26 protein-coding genes are annotated in these 20301 nt (G+C 42.0%); 23 read left to right on the forward strand and 3 right to left on the reverse strand.

Translation table 11 applies throughout. The features are described 5' to 3' along the window. The first annotated feature begins 31 nt into the window (after window positions 1-31). The 4 genes from BTW01_RS07825 (at window position 32) to BTW01_RS07840 (ending at window position 4516) form a co-directional block, all read left to right on the forward strand. Window positions 32-1357: a DegT/DnrJ/EryC1/StrS family aminotransferase gene (locus BTW01_RS07825; RefSeq protein WP_162102442.1), complete on the forward strand. Its 1326-nt coding sequence runs from the start codon at window positions 32-34 to the stop codon at window positions 1355-1357. Beyond that, complete coding sequence (locus BTW01_RS07830) at window positions 1329-2177, forward strand: HAD-IIB family hydrolase (protein ID WP_162102443.1); 849 nt, start codon at window positions 1329-1331, stop codon at window positions 2175-2177. The genes BTW01_RS07825 and BTW01_RS07830 overlap by 29 nt, the downstream gene beginning before the upstream one ends. Window positions 2178-2190: 13 nt before the next feature. Then, a complete protein-coding gene (locus BTW01_RS07835) occupies window positions 2191-3231 on the forward strand; it encodes a Gfo/Idh/MocA family protein (protein ID WP_162102444.1) in 1041 nt (346 codons plus the stop codon). A gap of 79 nt (window positions 3232-3310) precedes the next feature. Continuing rightward, window positions 3311-4516 carry an MFS transporter gene (locus BTW01_RS07840; RefSeq protein WP_162102445.1) on the forward strand — a complete coding sequence of 402 codons (1206 nt, stop codon included), beginning with the start codon at window positions 3311-3313 and terminating at the stop codon, window positions 4514-4516. Between the two features lie 114 nt (window positions 4517-4630). Here BTW01_RS07840 and BTW01_RS07845 read toward each other — a convergent pair whose 3' ends face one another. Continuing rightward, entirely contained in the window at window positions 4631-5011 is a 381-nt protein-coding gene (locus BTW01_RS07845) for a rhodanese-like domain-containing protein (protein ID WP_162102446.1), read from the reverse strand. Between the two features lie 190 nt (window positions 5012-5201). Between BTW01_RS07845 and lipM the strand changes: the two genes are divergently transcribed. From lipM to BTW01_RS07860, 3 genes are all read left to right on the forward strand, one after another. Then, the gene (gene lipM / locus BTW01_RS07850; protein ID WP_162102447.1) at window positions 5202-6038 is read left to right on the forward strand and encodes an octanoyltransferase LipM; all 837 of its coding nucleotides are present in this window, start codon (window positions 5202-5204) and stop codon (window positions 6036-6038) included. Window positions 6039-6137: 99 nt separating this feature from the next. Beyond that, window positions 6138-6566 (forward strand): transcriptional regulator MntR, encoded by a 429-nt coding sequence (gene mntR / locus BTW01_RS07855; protein WP_162102448.1) that lies wholly within the window; start codon window positions 6138-6140, stop codon window positions 6564-6566. A gap of 124 nt (window positions 6567-6690) precedes the next feature. Further along, window positions 6691-7566 (forward strand): patatin-like phospholipase family protein, encoded by an 876-nt coding sequence (locus BTW01_RS07860; RefSeq protein WP_162102449.1) that lies wholly within the window; start codon window positions 6691-6693, stop codon window positions 7564-7566. Here the strand turns inward: BTW01_RS07860 and BTW01_RS07865 are convergent. Further along, window positions 7563-7958, reverse strand: a complete 396-nt coding sequence (locus BTW01_RS07865) for an SA1362 family protein (RefSeq protein WP_162102450.1) — start codon at window positions 7956-7958, stop codon at window positions 7563-7565. The two genes, BTW01_RS07860 and BTW01_RS07865, sit on opposite strands and share 4 nt — an antisense overlap. Before the next feature lie 38 nt (window positions 7959-7996). Further along, entirely contained in the window at window positions 7997-8953 is a 957-nt protein-coding gene (locus BTW01_RS07870; RefSeq protein ID WP_162102451.1) for a DUF1385 domain-containing protein, read from the reverse strand. A gap of 225 nt (window positions 8954-9178) precedes the next feature. Here BTW01_RS07870 and BTW01_RS07875 point away from each other — a divergent pair, with 225 nt between their 5' ends. The 16 genes from BTW01_RS07875 to yqhY all read left to right on the forward strand — a co-directional run bounded on the left by BTW01_RS07875 (window position 9179) and on the right by yqhY (window position 20062). Further along, the gene (locus tag BTW01_RS07875; RefSeq protein WP_162102811.1) at window positions 9179-9715 is read left to right on the forward strand and encodes a YqhR family membrane protein; all 537 of its coding nucleotides are present in this window, start codon (window positions 9179-9181) and stop codon (window positions 9713-9715) included. Window positions 9716-9802: 87 nt separating this feature from the next. Continuing rightward, complete coding sequence (gene aroQ, locus BTW01_RS07880; protein WP_162102452.1) at window positions 9803-10243, forward strand: type II 3-dehydroquinate dehydratase; 441 nt, start codon at window positions 9803-9805, stop codon at window positions 10241-10243. A gap of 1 nt (window position 10244) precedes the next feature. Further along, window positions 10245-11306 (forward strand): aminopeptidase PapA, encoded by a 1062-nt coding sequence (gene papA, locus BTW01_RS07885; RefSeq protein WP_162102453.1) that lies wholly within the window; start codon window positions 10245-10247, stop codon window positions 11304-11306. Between the two features lie 24 nt (window positions 11307-11330). Further along, window positions 11331-11888, forward strand: coding sequence for an elongation factor P (gene efp / locus BTW01_RS07890; RefSeq protein ID WP_144530375.1), 558 nt, complete (start codon window positions 11331-11333; stop codon window positions 11886-11888). Window positions 11889-12031: 143 nt separating this feature from the next. Further along, on the forward strand, window positions 12032-12313 hold the full coding sequence (locus tag BTW01_RS07895) for a YqhV family protein (RefSeq protein WP_162102454.1): 282 nt from the start codon (window positions 12032-12034) through the stop codon (window positions 12311-12313). A gap of 75 nt (window positions 12314-12388) precedes the next feature. Continuing rightward, complete coding sequence (gene spoIIIAA / locus BTW01_RS07900; protein ID WP_162102455.1) at window positions 12389-13309, forward strand: stage III sporulation protein AA; 921 nt, start codon at window positions 12389-12391, stop codon at window positions 13307-13309. Next, window positions 13303-13818 (forward strand): stage III sporulation protein SpoIIIAB, encoded by a 516-nt coding sequence (gene spoIIIAB, locus BTW01_RS07905; protein ID WP_162102456.1) that lies wholly within the window; start codon window positions 13303-13305, stop codon window positions 13816-13818. The genes spoIIIAA and spoIIIAB overlap by 7 nt, the downstream gene beginning before the upstream one ends. A 22-nt stretch (window positions 13819-13840) precedes the next feature. Beyond that, on the forward strand, window positions 13841-14047 hold the full coding sequence (gene spoIIIAC / locus BTW01_RS07910; protein WP_003153142.1) for a stage III sporulation protein AC: 207 nt from the start codon (window positions 13841-13843) through the stop codon (window positions 14045-14047). A gap of 6 nt (window positions 14048-14053) precedes the next feature. Further along, window positions 14054-14455 carry a stage III sporulation protein AD gene (gene spoIIIAD, locus BTW01_RS07915; RefSeq protein WP_162102457.1) on the forward strand — a complete coding sequence of 134 codons (402 nt, stop codon included), beginning with the start codon at window positions 14054-14056 and terminating at the stop codon, window positions 14453-14455. Between the two features lie 18 nt (window positions 14456-14473). Next, the gene (gene spoIIIAE, locus BTW01_RS07920) at window positions 14474-15679 is read left to right on the forward strand and encodes a stage III sporulation protein AE (RefSeq protein ID WP_162102458.1); all 1206 of its coding nucleotides are present in this window, start codon (window positions 14474-14476) and stop codon (window positions 15677-15679) included. A 13-nt stretch (window positions 15680-15692) separates the two neighbouring features. Next, window positions 15693-16313 (forward strand): stage III sporulation protein AF, encoded by a 621-nt coding sequence (gene spoIIIAF, locus BTW01_RS07925; protein ID WP_162102459.1) that lies wholly within the window; start codon window positions 15693-15695, stop codon window positions 16311-16313. After that, entirely contained in the window at window positions 16306-16989 is a 684-nt protein-coding gene (gene spoIIIAG / locus BTW01_RS07930) for a stage III sporulation protein AG (RefSeq protein ID WP_162102460.1), read from the forward strand. The genes spoIIIAF and spoIIIAG overlap by 8 nt, the downstream gene beginning before the upstream one ends. Then, on the forward strand, window positions 16990-17646 hold the full coding sequence (spoIIIAH, locus tag BTW01_RS07935) for a stage III sporulation ratchet engulfment protein SpoIIIAH (RefSeq protein WP_162102461.1): 657 nt from the start codon (window positions 16990-16992) through the stop codon (window positions 17644-17646). It begins immediately after the preceding gene. Between the two features lie 153 nt (window positions 17647-17799). After that, the gene (accB, locus tag BTW01_RS07940) at window positions 17800-18273 is read left to right on the forward strand and encodes an acetyl-CoA carboxylase biotin carboxyl carrier protein (RefSeq protein WP_162102462.1); all 474 of its coding nucleotides are present in this window, start codon (window positions 17800-17802) and stop codon (window positions 18271-18273) included. Window positions 18274-18284: 11 nt separating this feature from the next. Further along, the gene (gene accC / locus BTW01_RS07945) at window positions 18285-19637 is read left to right on the forward strand and encodes an acetyl-CoA carboxylase biotin carboxylase subunit (protein WP_162102463.1); all 1353 of its coding nucleotides are present in this window, start codon (window positions 18285-18287) and stop codon (window positions 19635-19637) included. Between the two features lie 20 nt (window positions 19638-19657). After that, window positions 19658-20062 carry a fatty acid biosynthesis protein YqhY gene (yqhY, locus tag BTW01_RS07950; protein WP_162102464.1) on the forward strand — a complete coding sequence of 135 codons (405 nt, stop codon included), beginning with the start codon at window positions 19658-19660 and terminating at the stop codon, window positions 20060-20062. The last annotated feature ends 239 nt before the right edge of the window (window positions 20063-20301 follow it).

The following is a 20301-nucleotide window of genomic DNA, read 5'->3' on the forward strand; positions in this document are numbered from 1 at the left end:
TTTGAATCACAAATTAATGGAGGTACTGTTCATGCAAAAACAGGTTAAGGTTACAGGTAAAAGTCAAGAAAACATGTTACTGCTGAAACACTTAAAAGGTGCCGCGCAAGGAAAAGAACTTGTTATTGAAGACAGTATTGCAAACGACCGATGGAGACAAGTATTAAAAGAAAATACAGATATTGAAAAAGATCTTTTCAACTATCAAAAAAATCGTGAAATAAGTAAAGTCCCTTTTATGCCTGTAGATCGGTTAATAACCAATGATGAAGTGGATGATATCTTAAATACGTTAACTAAAGTGTTGCCGACTGGAAAATTTACGAGTGGTCCCTATTTAAATCAATTTGAAAAAACTTTATCTACATATTTACATAAAAGGTATGTAATTGCAACTAGCAGCGGAACGGATGCTATTATGATAGGATTATTAGCTTTAGGGTTAAAGCCGGGGGATGAAGTTATCATGCCGGCTAATAGCTTTTCGGCTACTGAAAATGCTGTGTTAGCTGTGGGAGGCGTCCCTGTCTATGTAGATATTAACCCGCAAACATTCTGCATCGATCCTGACAAAATTGAGGGAGCTATAACTTCTCATACAAAATTTATTCTGCCTGTACATTTATATGGAAAACATTCCGAAATGAAGCCTATTCGTCAAATAGCAAATCATTATAATTTGAAAGTCATTGATGATGCTTGCCAAGGAATTGGATTGACAGACTTAGGAAAGTATGCAGATGTAACGACATTAAGCTTTAATCCATACAAGAATTTTGGTGTATGTGGCAAAGCTGGGGCGATAGCAACTGATAATGAAGAACTCGCTAAAAAATGCATTCAATTTAGTTATCATGGTTTTGAAGTAAATGAGAAAAATAAAAAAACCATCAATTTTGGATTTAATTCAAAAATGGACAATTTACAGGCAGCAATTGGTTTAGAGAGAATGAAGTATCTTTCATTAAACAATTTCAAAAGACTCTTTTTGGCGGATAGATACATTACTCAATTAGCAGAATTACAGAATAAAGGCTTTATTGAATTGCCAGAATTAAGTGAAGATCATGTGTGGCATCTGTTTCCTATTAAGGTAAGAGCAGAAGATAGAACAGATATCATGACGAAATTAAGTGAAGATTATGGTGTTCAAACAGATATATATTACCCAATACTGTCTCATATGCAAAAAACGCCTTTAGTACAGGACAAGTATGCAAAACTCCAATTGATTCATACGGAAAAGGCTCATAGTCAGGTGCTGCATTTGCCTTTATATCCGTCATTTACGTTAGAAGAACAGGACAGAGTAATGGAGGGACTGTTTGATGTTATTAAGCAAGAAATTGGAGTATAAAACGTTACCCACGGTCGAGCATCCTAAGTATATTGTTTTTTGTGATTTTGATGAAACATATTTTCCGCATACAATCGATGAACAGAAGCAAGAAGATATATATGAACTCGAAGACTATCTAGAACAAAAAAGCAAAGACGGGGAACTGCTGATCGGATGGGTTACCGGGAGCAGTATAGAGTCTGTTCTTGACAAAATGGGACAGGGTAAATTCAGATATTTCCCCCATTTTATAGCTAGTGATCTTGGAACAGAAATTACGTACTTTTCAGAGCATAACTTCGGACAGCAGGATCATGAGTGGAACAGTCGTATAAATGAAGAGTTTAGTAAAAAAAAGATTGACATAATTGTGAAACAATTACACGAAAGTCATAACATTTCTTTGGATCCTCAAACGCAATTAGGAAAGTCACGGTATAAGCATAATTTTTATTATCAGGAACAAGATGAAATAAACGATAAGAAAAACCTGTTAGCAATTGAAAAGATCTGCGAGGAATACGGAGTTTCAGTTAATATCAATCGATGCAATCCCTTAGCTGGTGATCCAGAGGGCAGCTATGATGTGGATTTTATACCCATGGGAACAGGAAAACACGAAATTGTAAAGTTTATGTTAGAGAAACACAACCTACATGCCGAAAAAGCGATCGCATTTGGAGATAGCGGTAATGATGTTCGTATGTTACAGGCAGTAGGGAATGGATACCTTCTAAAGAATGCGACACAAGAAGCCAAAAACTTGCACCACCTTATATCTAATAGTGAGTACTCAAAAGGGATTACGAATACTTTGAAAAAATTAATTGGATCATGAGGAGGAAATAGATATGAAGAAGATTGGGATCATAGGTGCAGGCGGTATTGCCAGAGCGCATGCTACAGCTTTATCTACAATAAAAAATGCAGAGTTAGCAGGGGTGTATGACATAAGTCAACAACATGCGAAAAGCTTTGTTAAAACGTTCGGCGGGAAGGTATATGAAAGTGCAGATGAACTCATTGATGATTCAGAAGGTTTGATTGTAGCATCTCCAAACTTTTGCCATAAAGAACATGCCTTGCAAGCATTAGCAAAACACAAGCATGTGCTGTGTGAAAAGCCTATGGCGATTTCTCTTGAAGAAGCAAGCATAATGAAAGATACAGCTGAAAGGTTAGACGTAAGGGCTTGCATGGGATTTAATTATAGATATTTGCCTTACGTAAATATCTTAAAAAGCTTAATTATCAATCATGAACTAGGTAACATACTGTCCATAAAAGTACACTTTAAGAAAAATAGTGCAATTAGACGTAAGAATTTTACTTGGAGAGATGACGCTAATAGTAAGAAGACTAGCGGTTCATTGGGAGATCTCGGTATCCACCTTATCGACATGGTATGGTATTTGTTTGAGAGTGATTTTATCCCAGAATCAGTAAGGGCAAAGATGAACACAAATGTAAAAACAAAAGAGGAAAAACAGGTACTTGTAGATGACTATGCAGAAATTTATGGTCAACTGAAGAACAAGGTATTTGTAAATATTATCACATCAAAAAGTTCTGTGCCTGAAGACTGTGGTTTTAGTATCGAGGTAGTTGGACACAAAAAAGAGTTTAAATACCACACAGGTAATCCTCATGTTTACCAGCTCATAGATGGCTTAAGCGCGGTAGATTGTCCAGTACCGCAAAGCCTGTTAAACGATCCGCCAAACGAATTTTATGGGTGGGCTGATTCTTTTAGAAGTGAGTTAGTTAATTGGATTGAATCAACTCAGAAAGATTGGGTGGAGATCCCATCTTTTAACGATGGATTTAGATCTCAGGAAGTATTAGAAATGTTCTTTGAGAAAGACAGCAACCTTCAAAAAATGTCTGTTTAGCAGCCAATTCATTCGAAGAGGCAAGTTACTAAAAAAGCAGGAATTTATTTTCCTGCTTTTTCATCTAGGGGTGTATTGAATGATAAGAGGAACATATTTATTTGGCTATGCTTTCTTTTTTACAGTAGGCATTATCCATATATCAACAGGGAGTTTGACACCATTTCTATTAGAATCTTTTTATAAGACAACAGATGATATTTCAGTCATCATTTTCTTTCAGTTTACGGGATTCCTAAGCGGAGTATTAATCGCACCGTTAATGATTAAGAAATACAGTCACTTTAGGACACTTACTTTAGCTTTGACAATCATGCTCGCGGCGTTAAGCATCTTTTTTCTCACTAAGGATTGGTACTATATTGTGGTCATGGCTTTTCTCTTAGGGTATGGAGCAGGTACGTTGGAAACGACAGTTGGTTCCTTTGTGATTGCTAATTTCACAAGTAATGCAGAAAAAATGAGTAAGTTGGAGGTCCTCTTCGGAGTAGGCGCTTTATCTTTTCCATTATTCGTTAATTCCTTCATCAATATCGATAACTGGTATGTACCGTATTACTGCATATTCACCTTTTTGTTCGTCCTATTAGCAGGATGGTTCCTTTTCTTATCCAAGAATCGCAAGTACGCTAAAAATGCTAACCAGCAAGTATCATTGCCAGACACAGGGGCCTTTCAATATTTTATTGGAGACAGAAAAAAATCAAAGCAGTTAGGCTTTTTTGTGTTTTTCGCTTTCCTATATGCAGGGATAGAAACAAATTTCGCCAACTTTCTACCTTCCATCATGATCAACCAAGACAATGAACAAATTAGCCTTATAAGTGTCTCCTTCTTCTGGGTAGGGATCATCATAGGAAGAATACTGATTGGTGTAGTAAGCAGAAAGTTGGATTTTTCCAAGTACCTCCTATTTAGTTGTAGTAGTTTAATTGTTTTGTTAATCGCTTTCTCTTATTTAAGTAACCCAATCCTTCAATTGGGCGGTACATTTTTGATTGGCTTAAGCATAGCGGGCATATTTCCGATTGCTTTAACACTGGCCTCAATCATTATTCAGAAGTACGTTGACGAAGTTACAAGTTTATTTATTGCTTCGGCAAGTTTCGGGGGAGCGATCATCTCTTTCTTAATTGGATGGAGTTTAAATCAAGATACGATCTTATTAACCATGGGAATCTTTACAACGATGGCGGTCATTCTAGTAGGTATATCTGTAAAGATTAGAAGAACGAAAACAGAAAAACCTATTTCACTTGAAAGCAAAGTTTCAAAAACACAGTAAAAAACGTGTGAATGAAAGATAGACCTCTCAGGCTGTCGAGTGAAAAAAGCATGTGACAAAAAAATCCTTCAAACGTTCTCATTGAACGAAAGAAGGATTTTTTTATGTTTTGCTTTAGTTCTTTGCTTTAATTTTTCCGCCCCATTTTTTAAAGCCGCCTTTTAGGTTGTAAATCTCAGTGCAGCCGTTTTTGCGCAAGGTTTGTGCCGCGCGTCCGCTGCGGACACTGTTTTGGCAGTACAGATAGACAGGCTTGTCCGGACGGATTTCATTTTTTCTCTGTTTCAGCTGGGAAAGAGGGATGTTGCGGGCGCCTAAAATATGTCCGCCATCAAACTCATTCGGTTCACGAACGTCAATGAGCTGCGCTTTGCGGTAACCCGCGCGAAATTCTTCTTCCGTAAGTGTTTTCATAATTCGCTGCTGATAGACATATGAAGCAATCATATAAACGAGAAACGCAGCAAAAATAATCAATATGATCATATTAGACAATGTGATTCTACTCCTTTATCATATAAAATCAAAACCTTGCTCAATAAAACAAGGCTATAGAGCCGTTTTCGACAAATACTATTATAGTAAAGCAGAGCGAGATTGTCATCCATAATGGAACGAAAATATTTTTCATTTTCCCGGCAGTTTGATAAACTAAATCTATTAAAATGGTAAGGAAGGTCTCAAAATGGAAAAAGAAACTTGGCGGTTTATAGACTCAGGAAACGCAAGTCCTGCATTCAATATGGCGCTTGATGAAGCGCTTTTATATTGGCACAGTGAAAAGAAAATTCCTCCGGTTATCCGTTTTTATGGCTGGAATCCGGCGACTCTTTCTGTCGGGTATTTTCAAAATATTAAAAAGGAAATTAATTTTGAAGCAGTACATAAGTATAATCTTGGGTTCGTCAGACGGCCAACCGGCGGGAGAGGTGTGCTGCACGATCAGGAATTGACATACAGTGTGATTGTTTCGGAAGAGCATCCCGAAATGCCGGCGACTGTAACTGAGGCATACCGGGTCATTTCCGAAGGCATACTCCAAGGCTTTAGAAATCTTGGACTGGACGCTTACTTTGCCATCCCGAGAACAGAAAAAGAAAAAGAAAGCTTAAAAAATCCGCGGTCATCCGTTTGTTTCGACGCGCCTTCGTGGTATGAGCTTGTGGTCGAGGGCCGCAAGGTGGCGGGAAGCGCACAAACGAGACAAAAAGGCGTCATTCTTCAGCACGGCTCTATTTTGCTTGATCTTGATGAGGACAAGCTGTTCGATCTGTTTTTGTATCCGAGTGAAAGAGTCAGAGAACGGATGCAGCGCAATTTCAAAAACAAAGCCGTTGCCATTAATGAACTCACTGATAAGCGGGTGACGATGGATGAGGCTCGTATAGCCTTTAAAGAAGGCTTTGAAACAGGCCTTAACATTCAGTTGGAACCGTACGAACTGTCTAAAGAAGAGCTTGATTTTGTTCATCATTTGGCAGAAACAAAATACGCCTCAGACGAATGGAATTATAAGCGGTAAACAGGGCTTTTGTCCCGCGGAGCAACCTTGTTTTTTCAAGTTTATTAGTGTAAACTTGTAATGGTTTATAAAGTTAAGGTGCTTTTTGGGAGGGTTTTGATGACAACACCAAGTATGGAAGATTATATTGAACAGATTTATATGCTGATTGAAGAAAAAGGATATGCACGGGTTTCCGATATCGCGGAAGCATTAGCAGTCCACCCCTCCTCTGTAACGAAAATGGTTCAAAAACTAGATAAAGACGAATATTTAATTTATGAAAAATATCGCGGTCTCGTGTTAACGTCTAAAGGGAAAAAAATAGGCAAACGGCTAGTATACAGACATGAATTGCTTGAGCAGTTTTTAAGAATCATTGGTGTTGATGAAGAGAAAATATATAACGATGTTGAAGGAATCGAACATCATTTAAGCTGGAACAGCATTGATCGCATCGGAGATCTTGTTCAATATTTTGAAGAAGATGATGCCCGTAAAAAAGATCTGAAATTAATCCAAAAGAAATCAGAACAACATAATCAGTGAAAAGACGGCCTCCCTTGAGGCCGTCTTTTTTGATGCATTGCGTCAGGTGTCATTCGTTGGTCTATTTCCTTGCGTGTTTTCTTAAAATGATAGTAAACGATCGGATGGAGGGGGAGGGAATGAGATGTATATTGACGGTGTGTTTTCCGGCGGAGGAGTAAAAGGCATTGCACTGGCAGGCGCTTATGAAATGCTTGAGGAAAAGGGCTTCCGCTTTAAAAGAGTTGCAGGTACAAGCGCAGGCGCCATCATTGCCGCTTTCATTGCGTCAGGATACACCGGTAAGGAAATCCGCACTTTGATTGAAGAAGTGGACGGAGAGAAATTGCTGGACCAGCGATACTCATTTCTTCCCTTAAAGATGCTCCAGTGGATTTCCATCTACTGGCGTCTCGGCTTATACAAAGGCGACACAATAGAAAAGTGGATTGCTGATCTGTTAAGAGCGAAAGGCATAAGGGTTTTCGGTGATTTGCCTAAAGGGTCTCTGCGCCTTATCGCTTCTGATCTGACAAACGGCACCATGATTGTTTTGCCAGACGATTTGGGTCGTTACGGGTTAAATCCCGATATGTTTCCGGTTGCCAGAGCGGTCAGAATGAGCTGCAGCATTCCGTATTTCTTTGAACCGATAAAATTAAAAACGGAGAGTGGCGCTGCCACGGTAGTTGACGGAGGGGTGTTAAGCAATTTTCCAATCTGGCTGTTTTCTAAGGAAAGAAAACGACCTGTGATCGGTGTTACGCTCGCGCCGCGGGAAAGAGAGCGTCCGAAAAAAAACATCCGCAATGCTTTTGAACTGTTTGCAGCTCTGTTTGAAACGATGAAGGATGCACATGACGCAAGGCATATCGCGTCACGCTATGAACAAAACATCATTTTTCTGCCGGTTGATGACGTGATGGCAACCGATTTTTATGTGACAAAACAAAAAAAACTAGCCCTCATAGAGCTAGGAAAAAGACAGACTGAGCAGTTTTTGAGAAAGTGGACCTATTAAAAAAGCGCTCTGTTTTTCTTTTTATTTTTTTTTCCTTCTATAACAGTCAGCTGAGTCTGGCTTTTTTTCTTGAGAATCATCGGCTTAGGCTTGCTTGCGTTCGGAACGCTTCGCAGGTGGCTGACACGTGCCTTATGTCCGGCGCGGTGCTTTGCTTTTGATTCCTTCATCCGGCGCCGCGACTGTTTCGCCGCTTTTTTGAAGGCCGCTCCTTCACTGCCGGCATTTCGATTCATTACGTATTTTACAATAAAATAAATAATGATACCTGCCACGATGATGGTGATCGCCATTTTTGCTATTTCTCCGGGATTTGTTACCAGCATATAGAGGAAACCGAACGCTCCCAGCGCAATTAAAACAGCAATAATAGGTTGTACACGATGATTCATAACTGTCCACCTCCGAAAATAATAGCAGGGCAACGATACTAGATGACGTTGTGAGAAGGCTTCTGATCTTGTTCAGACATTTCTTCGAGTTTGAGAAGCTCGTTAAAGCTTTCGATGGCAACTTCAACCTGGTCATCCTTAGGTTCTTTTGTTGTTAACAGCTGAAGCCAGAGTCCCGGGTACCCAAGAAATTTCAGTCCGGGAATATCACGAACTTTGTTTGTCAGCTGCAGAACTTCAAAGGATATGCCGAGTACGACCGGTATCAGTGCAACACGATCTATAACACGCAGCCAAAGCGGATCTGTCGGAACAAGCAAATAGACAAACATGCCGACAATAACCGTAAATAAAATAAAGCTTGATCCGCAACGATAATGAAGCCGGGATTGGTTTTGCACATTCTCCACTGTAATTGGGAAATTCTGTTCGTAACAGTTTATGACTTTGTGTTCGGCCCCATGATATTGAAACACTCTTTTAATGAGCGGTGTCATGGATAAAAAATAAATGTAGCCAAGCAGCAGCATCAGCTTAAATAAGCTTTCAACCGCGATTTGCGCTGTGTCCGATGAAAATATCGGTCTTGTCAGTTCAGCTAAGAAAACGGGAACCAATGTAAATACGAACTTACTGAACAAAAATGATAAGACGCCGATTACCGCGAGGCTGAGATACATGGACAGCCCTGAGGATTTTTTTTCTGCCTGGTCAAGTGTCTCGTCTTCAGCGGGATCGAGCCCGTAACGTTCACTTGAAAAATTCAAATGCTTTGTCCCGTTTGCGCTTGCTTCAATAATGGCCGCGATCCCCCGTAAAAACGGTATCTTTTTTACGATGTTCAGTTTCGGATTGTGTTTGCGGGGAAGCTTAAAAAAGTCAATGCTTTTATCTGTTCTTCTGATGGCTGTAACGTAATGATGCTTTCCGCCAAACATAACGCCTTCCACAACTGCCTGCCCGCCGTATGCGGGCGGAGTTTTATGTTTTGACATATTATCAACCTGCCTATTTCTTTAGGATTGCTAACCATTTCCTTTTACTCTATTGTACAGGAAACAGCGCTAAACCTCTAGATTGACAGACTGAAAAATTGCCATAGCCTTGCTTTTTCTACATGCAGTATACCCTCTATTTTCAAATTTTACTCGCTCTTGTCAAAAAATGTGAGCTTTTTTATTGACATTTCATTTTTTGGGCACACTTTTACTGGAGGTGCCATAATGACAAGCGAAAAAGATACAGAACAAAATGAAGAAGTGAATGAGAGGCAAGGGCCGCCTGTTCCGATGGCCGGAAGGGTAGCTGCAACAGGCTTTTGCGGTGGTGTATTATGGAGTTTCGTTGCTTATATCGCATATTTATTTCATTTTTCGGAAATCAGTCCGAATATGATTTTGCAGCCGTTTGTGCTCGGAGAGTGGAAAAAACAAGGGCTAGGAACCGTGATCAGCATCATTTTAATCGGACTTCTTTCAGTTGGCGCAGCGTTTATTTATTTTCTTCTCATGAAACGTTTAAAAACAATGTGGGCAGGTATTTTATACGGTTTGCTGCTTTGGCTGCTCGTGTTTTTTGTTTTTAACCCGATTTTTCCTGATGTGCGCGCGGTGACAGAACTGAAAGCAGACACAGTGATTACGACCATTTGTATCTATTTGCTTTACGGGCTGTTTGTCGGTTATTCTATTTCGTTTGAATACAATATGCTGAATTCAGAAAAGCTGGCACGTGCGCTGGGAACGCATAGAGAATAGTGTATTATCCTTTTCCAGTATGATAAAATGTTCACGAGAAGTGAACATTTTTTACATGAGAAACCCTCGCGAAAAGGAGAGATTCCTGTGCCTCATTTTTTAATGTTGAACGGACCGAATGTCAATCAGCTCGGGAAGCGTGAGCAAGAGGTATTCGGCCGCCGGACACTGACTGATATTGAAACAGATCTTTTTCAATTTGCAGAAGCCTTACAAATCCAGCTCACTTTCTTCCAGTCTAATCACGAAGGTGATTTGATAGATGCGATACATGAGGCTGAGGAGCAATACGACGGGATTGTTCTGAATCCTGGCGCTCTGAGTCATTACAGCTATGCGATCAGGGATGCCGTTTCAAGCATCAGTCTTCCTGTAGTTGAGGTGCATTTATCAAACTTATACGCCAGAGAGGAATTCAGACATCAATCGGTTATTGCTCCAGTTGCGAAAGGGCAGATTGTCGGTCTTGGAGCTGAAGGCTATAAGCTTGCTGTGCGTTACTTAATAAGCCTGCAAGGGGGAGAATAAGATGAAGCTAGAGAAATTAAGAAACCTGTTTGGGCAGCTGGGGATTGACGGAATGCTGATCACAAGCAGCACAAACGTACGTTATATGACAGGGTTTACAGGTTCAGCAGGACTTGCTGTTATATCAGGTGACAGGGCAGCGTTTATTACGGATTTTCGTTATACAGAGCAGGCGAAGGTTCAGGTGAAGGGTTTTGAGATCATTGAACATGGAGGCAGCTTGATTCAGACCACTGCCGACACAATTGACGCGTTCGGCATCAAGCGGCTCGGCTTTGAGCAGAACAGCATGACATACGGCACATACGCCTCATACAGCGCGGTTATTGGCGAGGCTGAATTAGTGCCTGTAGCTGAATCTGTAGAAAAGTTGCGCTTGATTAAGTCTAGTGAAGAGATTAAGATATTAGAGGAAGCTGCGAAGATTGCAGATGATGCCTTCAAACATATCTTGACGTTTATGAAACCCGGCATTTCTGAAATTGCTGTTGCCAATGAGCTGGAGTTTTATATGAGAAGCCAGGGAGCAGACAGCTCTTCTTTTGATATGATTGTCGCCTCGGGCCTTAGGTCAAGCCTTCCGCACGGGGTGGCCAGTGACAAACTGATTGAAAGCGGAGACCTTGTTACGCTTGATTTTGGCGCTTATTATAAAGGATATTGTTCTGATATTACCCGTACGGTCGCTGTCGGTCAGCCAAGTGATCAGTTGAAGGAGATATATCAGGTCGTATTTGATGCTCAAGCGCTCGGCGTCGCACATATTAAGCCGGGGATGACCGGAAAAGAGGCTGACGCCCTTACGAGGGATCACATTGCTGCAAAAGGATACGGCGAATATTTCGGCCATTCAACCGGGCATGGTCTCGGCATGGAAGTGCATGAATCGCCGGGATTGTCCGTCAGATCTTCAGCTATCCTTGAACCGGGCATGGTGGTCACAGTGGAGCCTGGCATTTACATACCAGAAGTAGGCGGTGTCCGCATAGAAGATGACATCGTGATAACAGAAAATGGCAACCGGACAATCACCCATTCCCCAAAAGAACTTATTATTTTGTGATTGGAATATAGGAGGACATTAAAGATGATTTCAGTTAACGATTTCCGTACAGGATTAACAATCGAAGTGGACGGCGGCATTTGGCGCGTTGTTGACTTCCAGCACGTAAAACCTGGAAAAGGTGCGGCATTTGTCCGCTCTAAACTCCGCAACCTTCGCACAGGCGCGATTCAGGAAAAAACATTCCGCGCTGGTGAAAAAGTTGCGAAAGCGCAAATCGAAACAAAAACAATGCAATACCTATATGCAAACGGAGATCAGCACGTATTTATGGATACTTCTTCTTATGAGCAGCTTGAATTGAACGCGACTCAAATCGAAGAGGAATTAAAATACCTGCTTGAAAACATGTCTGTGCATATCATGATGTATCAAGATGAAACGCTCGGTATCGAACTTCCAAACACAGTTGAGCTGAAAGTGGTTGAAACTGAACCTGGCATTAAAGGTGATACAGCATCAGGCGGGACAAAACCTGCGAAAACTGAAACAGGCCTTGTGGTAAACGTGCCGTTCTTTGTGAATGAAGGCGACACACTTGTCGTCAATACATCGGATGGTTCGTACGTTTCAAGAGCATAGATAGAAAAAAAGAAGTCTGTTCCCAAATGGGAGCAGGCTTTTTTTGTGCCCAAAAACAGAATCTTTCTTTTATACGAAATGACAAGACTACTTCCACAAGCTAGAGCATATCATATAAAAAAATGGGAGGTTGGGAGAATGCTATGAAATTTTTATTTGGAAATGTCAATTCTACTGTTTTAACAATGGCTGGGTTGCGTGTTTTATCCTCTATGATTGAGCTGACGGCAGCGATTGTCATGCTTGTGACAAATGACGTCCGGAAGGCGGTTGTCGTTAACAGCATTCTCGCTATTGTCGGTCCGCTGATTTTTATCATCACCATGACTGTTGGAATCTATCAAATTGCCGGACAGCTGTCGTATGCAAAATTGATTCTGATTTTTACGGGTGTTGTTTTGATTTTGGCGGGTGTTCATAAATAAAGCAAGGCTTGTCATAAAGTCTGCCTCACATCATACATTTTAAAGAAGCCAATCGGTAGAAAGGAGGAGGCTCTGTTGAATGAAATCGCTGAGGTTCTCCCTGAATCCATGAAAAACGCCCTTTCTGAAATACCGGAACATCAATGGCTGGAAATCGAAGAAGTCAGAATTCGGGTTAACCGCCCTGTTGAATTGATTCGAAAAGGACAACCTGTTTTTTTGTCCTATGCCGGCACTGCCGAGGATGCCCATCTGATTCTCAGCCGGCTCAGCAACTATAGTATGTATACACTCGAAGAAGAGCTGAAGAAAGGGTATGTCACGATCAGAGGCGGCCACAGAGTCGGACTGGCAGGCAGAGTCATCACAGAAAACGGGGGTGTGAAAGGGCTCCGTGACATCACATCTTTTAATATACGAATCGCCAGGCAAAAGCTTGGGATTGCGGAGCCGCTGCTTCCATTTTTATATCAAGACAGCTGGCTGAATACGCTGATTATCGGTCCGCCGCAAACCGGTAAAACAACACTTCTTCGTGATCTTGCGCGACTCTCGAGCACAGGGAAAAACCGTATGTTGCCCGTAAAGACGGGAATCGTCGACGAACGCTCAGAAATTGCCGGATGTCTGCGCGGTATTCCTCAGCATCAATTTGGACAGAGGATCGACGTTTTAGACGCCTGTCCCAAAGCTGAAGGGCTGATGATGATGATTCGCTCCATGAGCCCTGAGGTGATCATTGTCGATGAAATCGGACGTATGGAAGATACTGATGCACTGCTTGAAGCGCTGCATGCAGGTGTATCGGTCATTGTATCGGCGCATGGCTGGAGCATATCTGACTTGATGAAGCGGCCTTCATTGAAGCGTTTATGGGAAGAAAGAGCCTTTGACCGCTATTTGGAATTATCGCGAGCGGATGGACCGGGTACAATAAGCCGCATTTATGATAAAGGCGGAAATGTGCTGTCTAAGACGAGCGTGAAGACATGCTGAAGCTGCTGGGCGCTGTATTCATTGTGGCAGCGACAACGTGGACAGGTTTTGAGATGGCGAAAGTGTATACAGAACGGCCGCGGCAAATCCGCCAGCTGCGTGCGGCGCTCCAATCTCTTGAGGCTGAAATCATGTACGGCCATACACCGCTTCATACCGCTTCGCAGCAGATTGCTAAGCAGCTGGCACAGCCTGTTTCCGCTCTTTTTATCACGTTTAGTGACCAGCTGGACAAGGGAAGTGATTCCGCGAAAATGGCGTGGGAGCAAAGCTTAAAGAAGGTGTGGGGAACGATGTCTTTGAAAAAAAGTGAATATGAAGTGCTCAAGCAATTTGGCGAGACGCTCGGGATACATGATCGCATCTCCCAGCAAAAGCACATCAAGCTGGCGCTGACACATCTGGAAGCCTCTGAAGCGGATGCGGATCAAGCACAAGCGAAAAATGAAAAGATGATTAAAAGTTTGGGCTTTTTAGCGGGCTTGTTACTCATTCTTCTATTGATGTAAACGTGAGGGGAGTAAAAATATCATGGGAGTAGACGTGAATGTCATATTTCAAATCGCCGGAGTCGGAATCGTGGTCGCGTTTTTACACACGATTTTGGACCAGATGGGCAAAAAAGAATATGCCCAGTGGGTGACGCTGTTAGGTTTTATCTATATTTTATTTATGGTTGCTACGATTGTAGATGACCTTTTTAAAAAGATAAAAGCTGTGTTTTTATTCCAAGGATAGGGGGGCTTGCAGATTGACATTGTTCAAATTGTAGGTTTAGGGCTGATCGCCACCTTCCTTTCTTTAATTGTCAAAGAACAAAAGCCGACCTTTGCGTTTTTAATCGTTGTGTTTGCCGGCTGCGCTATTTTTCTTTATTTGGTAGACCAAATCTACGACATTATTAGAATGATAGAAAAAATCGCGGTAAATGCAAACATCAATATGGTTTATGTTGAAACCATTTTAAAAATTATCGGAATCGCCTATATTGCTGAATTCGGGGCTCAGCTCACCAAGGATGCCGGTCAAGGGGCCATCGCCTCGAAAATAGAATTGGCAGGGAAAATTTTAATTCTCGTTATGGCTGTGCCGATTTTAACCGTCATTATTGAAACGATTCTCGGACTTATACCTTCCATGTCATAGCTGAAAGGAGGCGGTAGATTGAAGCGTATTCAATGGGTTTTGTTTTTGGCCGTTCTGCTCATAGCAGGCGCAGGGGGTGCAGACATTGTACAGGCAGCCGGCGGGTCCGAACAAACGGAAGACCATGCTCAAACAGCTGAGCAATTAGCGGAAAGAACAGCAGCGTCGCTTGAGACAGATAAGATCGGTGAATTTTGGAATGACATTATGACAGAATACGGCGGACTGCTGCCAGAAAGCCAAAAAGGCAGCATAATTGAGTTTATCAATGGCGATAAATCATTTTCACCGCAAGAATGGCTGAAAGCTCTCTTTTCTTATTTGTTTCATGAAGTGCTTGCCAACGGAAAGCTGCTGGGCACATTGATTTTGCTCACAATTTTTTGCGTCATCCTGCAGCTTTTGCAAAATGCGTTTCAGCAAAGCACCGTTAGCAAGGTCGCATATTCAATTGTGTATATGGTGCTGATCATTCTTGCGTTGAATAGCTTTCATGTAGCAATCAATTATGCGACAGAAGCCATTCAGACGATGACCAGCTTTATTCTCGCGCTCATTCCGCTCCTCTTGGCGCTTTTGGCATCCTCAGGCGGAGCTGTGTCTGCAGCCTTCTTTCATCCTGTTATCCTCTTTCTGATGAACACAAGCGGTCTCTTAATCCAGAATATTGTTATGCCGCTCATTTTCTTATCGGCGATTCTGAGCATTGTCAGCACAATGACCGAACAATACAAAGTAACACAGCTGGCCAACCTGCTCAGAAATATTGCTATCGGAGCACTCGCCGTCTTTCTCACCATCTTTCTTGGCGTCATCTCTGTTCAGGGGGCTTCTGCTGCAGTGACAGACGGCATTACGCTCAGGACGGCTAAATTTATAACCGGAAACTTTATACCTGTGCTTGGCCGAATGTTTACAGACGCGACAGATACAGTAATCAGCGCTTCCTTGCTGCTGAAAAATACAGTCGGGATACTCGGTGTCGCTATTTTGATTTGTATTGCTGCTTTTCCGGCAATCAAAGTGCTGTCCCTTGCCTTTATTTATAAGCTGGCAGCCGCGATTCTTCAGCCGCTTGGAGGCGGTCCTGTCATTACCTGCCTTGATGTCATCAGCAAAAGTGTCATTTATATTTTTGCCGCGCTCGCTATTGTGTCCCTCATGTTTTTTTTAAGCCTTACTGTGATCATCACAGCCGGAAACCTCACGATGATGATGAAATAAAGGAGGCTGACGGATGAGTTTTTTAACTGAATGGCTTACCACCATCGTGTTGTTTATCCTATTTGCCATTGTGATTGATATGCTGCTGCCGAGCTCCAGCATGCAAAAATACGCCAAAATGGTAGTCAGCCTGCTTTTGATTGTCGTCATGCTCACACCGATTTTTAAGCTCTTCAATACAGACCCCGAAGTCATCTTTGAATATCTCACAAAAAACGGGCAGTCAGAGTCTGCCGGCATAAAAAATCAAATCAATTCAAAAAAAATAGAAATACAAGCTTCCCAGCGCGCATATATTTTAGAAGAAATGGCTGTCCAACTAAAAAAGAAAGCGGAGGAGAGATTCAGTCATGATGAATACAAAGTAGGCCGCATCAAACTGACGGCAGGAGAAAAGGTAGACTCAGAAGAGGATATTAAAACAATCAGCGTGTACATCACCCCGTCTTCTGAAAAAACGGTCCAAACGGTCGCGCCGGTCAATATTGATACAGATCACGCATACGTAACGAAAGAAGCAGCAGAACAAAAAGAAGCCAAACAGATACAAACGCAGCTTGCGGACATTTGGGAAATCGGAAGCGAGAAAATTACGGTTCATATGGAAGGCGGGGAGAGTGTCGGCAATGAATAGAAACGGATTATGGAATGTATTGAAAAAGCAGTTTCTTCCGGGGCGAACGAAGGACGGTGAAAAGCCGAAGCTGACCAAATATCATTACTTTCTATTCGTTTTTGTTCTCGGAGTTTCTTTTATGCTTGTCAGCCAGCTGTTTTCTTCACCTGAGAAATCAGAAAACGCCAAAATGACAACGGCAGTTTCATCACAAAAAGCCAGCAAAGAGAAAACAGCAGAAGTGTTTAAAGCCTCAAAATCTGATGAACCTAAAAACTCGATCGGTGATTATGAAAAAGAATACGAAAATCAGCTGAAAGAAATTCTTGAAACGATCATAGGTGTTGAGGATGTCTCGGTTGTCGTAAATGTTGATGCAACGTCGCTGAAAGTATACGAAAAAAACAAATCCAACAAAAATACAACCACTGAAGAAACAGACAAAGAAGGCGGAACTAGGAGCGTTACTGACCAGACATCAGAAGAAGAAATCGTCATGATCAAAAACGGCGATAAAGAAACACCCGTCGTCGTGCAAACGAAGAAGCCTGATATACGCGGTGTACTCGTTGTTGCTCAAGGAGTGGACAACGTTCAAATAAAACAAACCATTATTGAAGCGGTGACACGAGTCCTGGATGTTCCAAGCCACCGGGTGGCGGTTGCCCCTAAAAAAATAAAGGAGGATTCATAAATGCTCAAAAAACAAACCGTTTGGCTATTAACAATGCTCAGTCTTGTCGTGGTGTTAAGCGTCTACTATATCATGTCGCCGGAAAGCAAAAATGCCGTGCAAATGCAAAGTGAAAAAAGCGCGTCTGACTCAGGAGAGGTAGCAACTGAAAAAGCGCCTGTCAAGCAAGACACGAAAGAAAAGAGCGGTACAGAAACTGAAAAAGGAAAAGAGGATGGAACAAAGGGCACGAAAGATTCATCAGCAGACAAGGAAACATCAGCTGAAGCCAGTGAAAAAGGGACTGTTGTGACAGAAACAGCCGATGATGATCTGTTTACGACGTACCGTCTTGATTTAGAAGATGCCAGAAGCAAAGAAAGAGAAGAGCTGAATGCTGTTGTCTCAAGCGACGACGCAACAGCAAAGGAAAAGAGTAAAGCATATGATAAAATGACAGCTCTCAGTGAAGTAGAAGGAACAGAAAAACAGCTGGAAACGCTTATTAAAACACAAGGCTACGAAGACGCGCTCGTTAATGCTGAAGGAGATAAAATCAACATTACAGTCAAATCAGACAAACACTCTAAATCAAAGGCGACAGCGATTATCGATCTTGTGGCAAAAGAAATCAAAACAATGAAAGACGTCGCTGTCACATTTGAACCATCCAAGTGAAAATGAAAAAACACGCCCGCTTACTTAGCGGGCTTTTTGCATGACAATTATATTCGAGTTGAATTTAAAAGTCCGCTCCTGTAAGATAAACATAGTATGTACTTTTAGTAGTAACCTATAAAAAAGAAATTTGATACATAGGAGTGCGATTGAATGTTAAATATGAAAGAAATCCACGAGCTGATTAAAGCAATTGATGAGTCTACAATTGACGAATTCGTATATGAAAATGAAGGTGTATCCTTAAAATTAAAAAAACATGAAGCAGGCACTGTTCAAGTCATGCAGCAAGCGTCAGCAACATCTGTACAGGCGCCGGCAGTTCAGCCTCAAGCACAGCAAGCAGTCCCAGCACCTGCCCAAGAAGAAACTAAGCAAGATGAGAATCTGCATAAAATTACTTCACCAATGGTAGGAACGTTTTATGCATCATCATCACCGGAATCTGGCCCGTATGTATCAGCCGGCTCAAAAGTAAACGAAAACACCGTTGTCTGCATAGTAGAAGCGATGAAACTTTTCAACGAAATCGAAGCGGAAGTGAAAGGCGAAATCGTTGAAGTATTAGTAGAAAACGGCCAGCTGGTCGAATACGGACAACCTCTATTTCTTGTAAAAGCAGAGTAAGGAGACTTAACATGATTAAAAAGCTATTGATCGCCAATCGAGGAGAAATTGCTGTCAGAATCATCAGAGCCTGCAGAGAGCTCGGGATTGATACTGTCGCTGTTTATTCAGAAGCTGATAAAGATGCCCTTCATGTTCAAATGGCTGATGAAGCTTTTTGCATCGGACCGAAAGCATCAAAAGACAGCTATTTAAACGTTACGAATATTGTGAGTGTTGCAAAACTGACTGGCACGGACGCTATTCATCCGGGATATGGGTTTTTAGCTGAAAATGCTGATTTCGCTGAATTATGTGAAGAAGTTAACGTCACGTTTGTCGGCCCGAGTGCTGACGCCATTTCAAAAATGGGAACAAAAGACGTTGCGCGGGAAACGATGAAACAGGCCGGTGTGCCAATCGTGCCGGGTTCACAAGGAATTATAGAAAATGTGGAAGAAGCGGTTTCGCTTGCTGATGAAATTGGGTATCCTGTAATTATAAAAGCCACCGCAGGCGGAGGCGGAAAAGGAATCAGGGTTGCTCGCACCGAAGAGGAATTGATTAATGGCATTAAGATTACACAGCAGGAAGCCGCAACAGCATTCGGGAATCCAGGTGTATACATAGAAAAATACATAGAAGATTTTCGCCATGTTGAGATCCAAGTGCTTGCCGATAACTACGGAAATACGATTCATTTAGGAGAACGCGACTGCTCAATTCAAAGGCGTCTGCAAAAGCTTTTGGAAGAATCACCATCTCCTGCCCTTGATTCAGAAATCAGGGAGCAGATGGGAAGTGCCGCGGTAAAGGCTGCGAAAGCGGTCGGCTATACAGGCGCAGGAACAGTTGAATTTATTTATGACTACAAAGAACAGCGCTATTACTTCATGGAAATGAACACGAGAATTCAGGTAGAGCACCCAGTTACAGAAATGGTGACAGGAACTGACCTGATTAAGGAACAAATTAAAGTGGCATCAGGATTAGAACTGAGCCTCAAGCAGGAAGATGTTGAATTTGAAGGCTGGGCTATCGAATGCCGGATCAACGCGGAAAATCCAAGTAAAAATTTCATGCCGTCACCGGGTGAAATTAAAATGTACCTGCCTCCTGGCGGTCTTGGTGTCCGTATCGATTCTGCTGTGTATCCGGGCTATTCTATCCCTCCGTACTATGACAGCATGATTGCAAAAGTGATCACATACGGAAAAACGAGGGATGAAGCGATTGCCCGCATGAAGCGCGCATTGAGCGAATTCGTCATCGAAGGCATTGAGACAACAATCCCGTTCCACTTAAAACTGCTTGAACACGAAACATTTGTGGGCGGAGAGTTTAATACGAAATTTTTAGAAACATATGATGTAATGGGCTCATAATTTTAACGGAGGTGAATTGAATGAAAGACAACAGCTTGCTTAAGATGGATCAAGATACACATTTAGGTAAGGTTGAGATTGCACCGGAAGTCATTGAGGTTATTGCCGGCATAGCTGCTTCAGAAGTTGAGGGTATTGCTGAAATGCGCGGAAACTTCGCGACCGGCGTTGTCGAGCGCTTCGGTAAAGTGAATCATGGCAAAGGTGTCAAGGTTGACCTTGCGGATGACGGAATTACGATCGATGTATATTGTGTCGTCAGCTTCGGTGTTTCGATTCCGAAAGTTGCAGCATCCGTTCAGGAAAACATTCGTCAAACCTTATTAAACATGACGTCTCTTTCGATTAATGAAATCAATATTCATATCGTCGGCATTCAATTTGACACAAAAGCCCAGGAAGTCCAAATCGACGAAGAAATGTAAATGGCTTAACACAAAACCAAGGGGAGGGCGGCCCTTTGGTTTTTTTACACGTTACCCTTATTTCAAAGTATGAAGAAAGCCGGCTCAAAGCAGCCGAGTTTCTTCATGATCGTGAAATCCGAATGATCATATTACGATGCGTGAAAATATTCGGTAATAGGGTAAGAAACCTTGATTTCAATATGCGGATATGAAAAAAATATGTTATGATCTCTTTGTGGCTTAACGACAAGCGGATA

This window comes from Bacillus sp. SKDU12 (assembly GCF_010093085.1).
GTDB classification, from domain to species: Bacteria; Bacillota; Bacilli; order Bacillales; family Bacillaceae; genus Bacillus; species Bacillus mexicanus.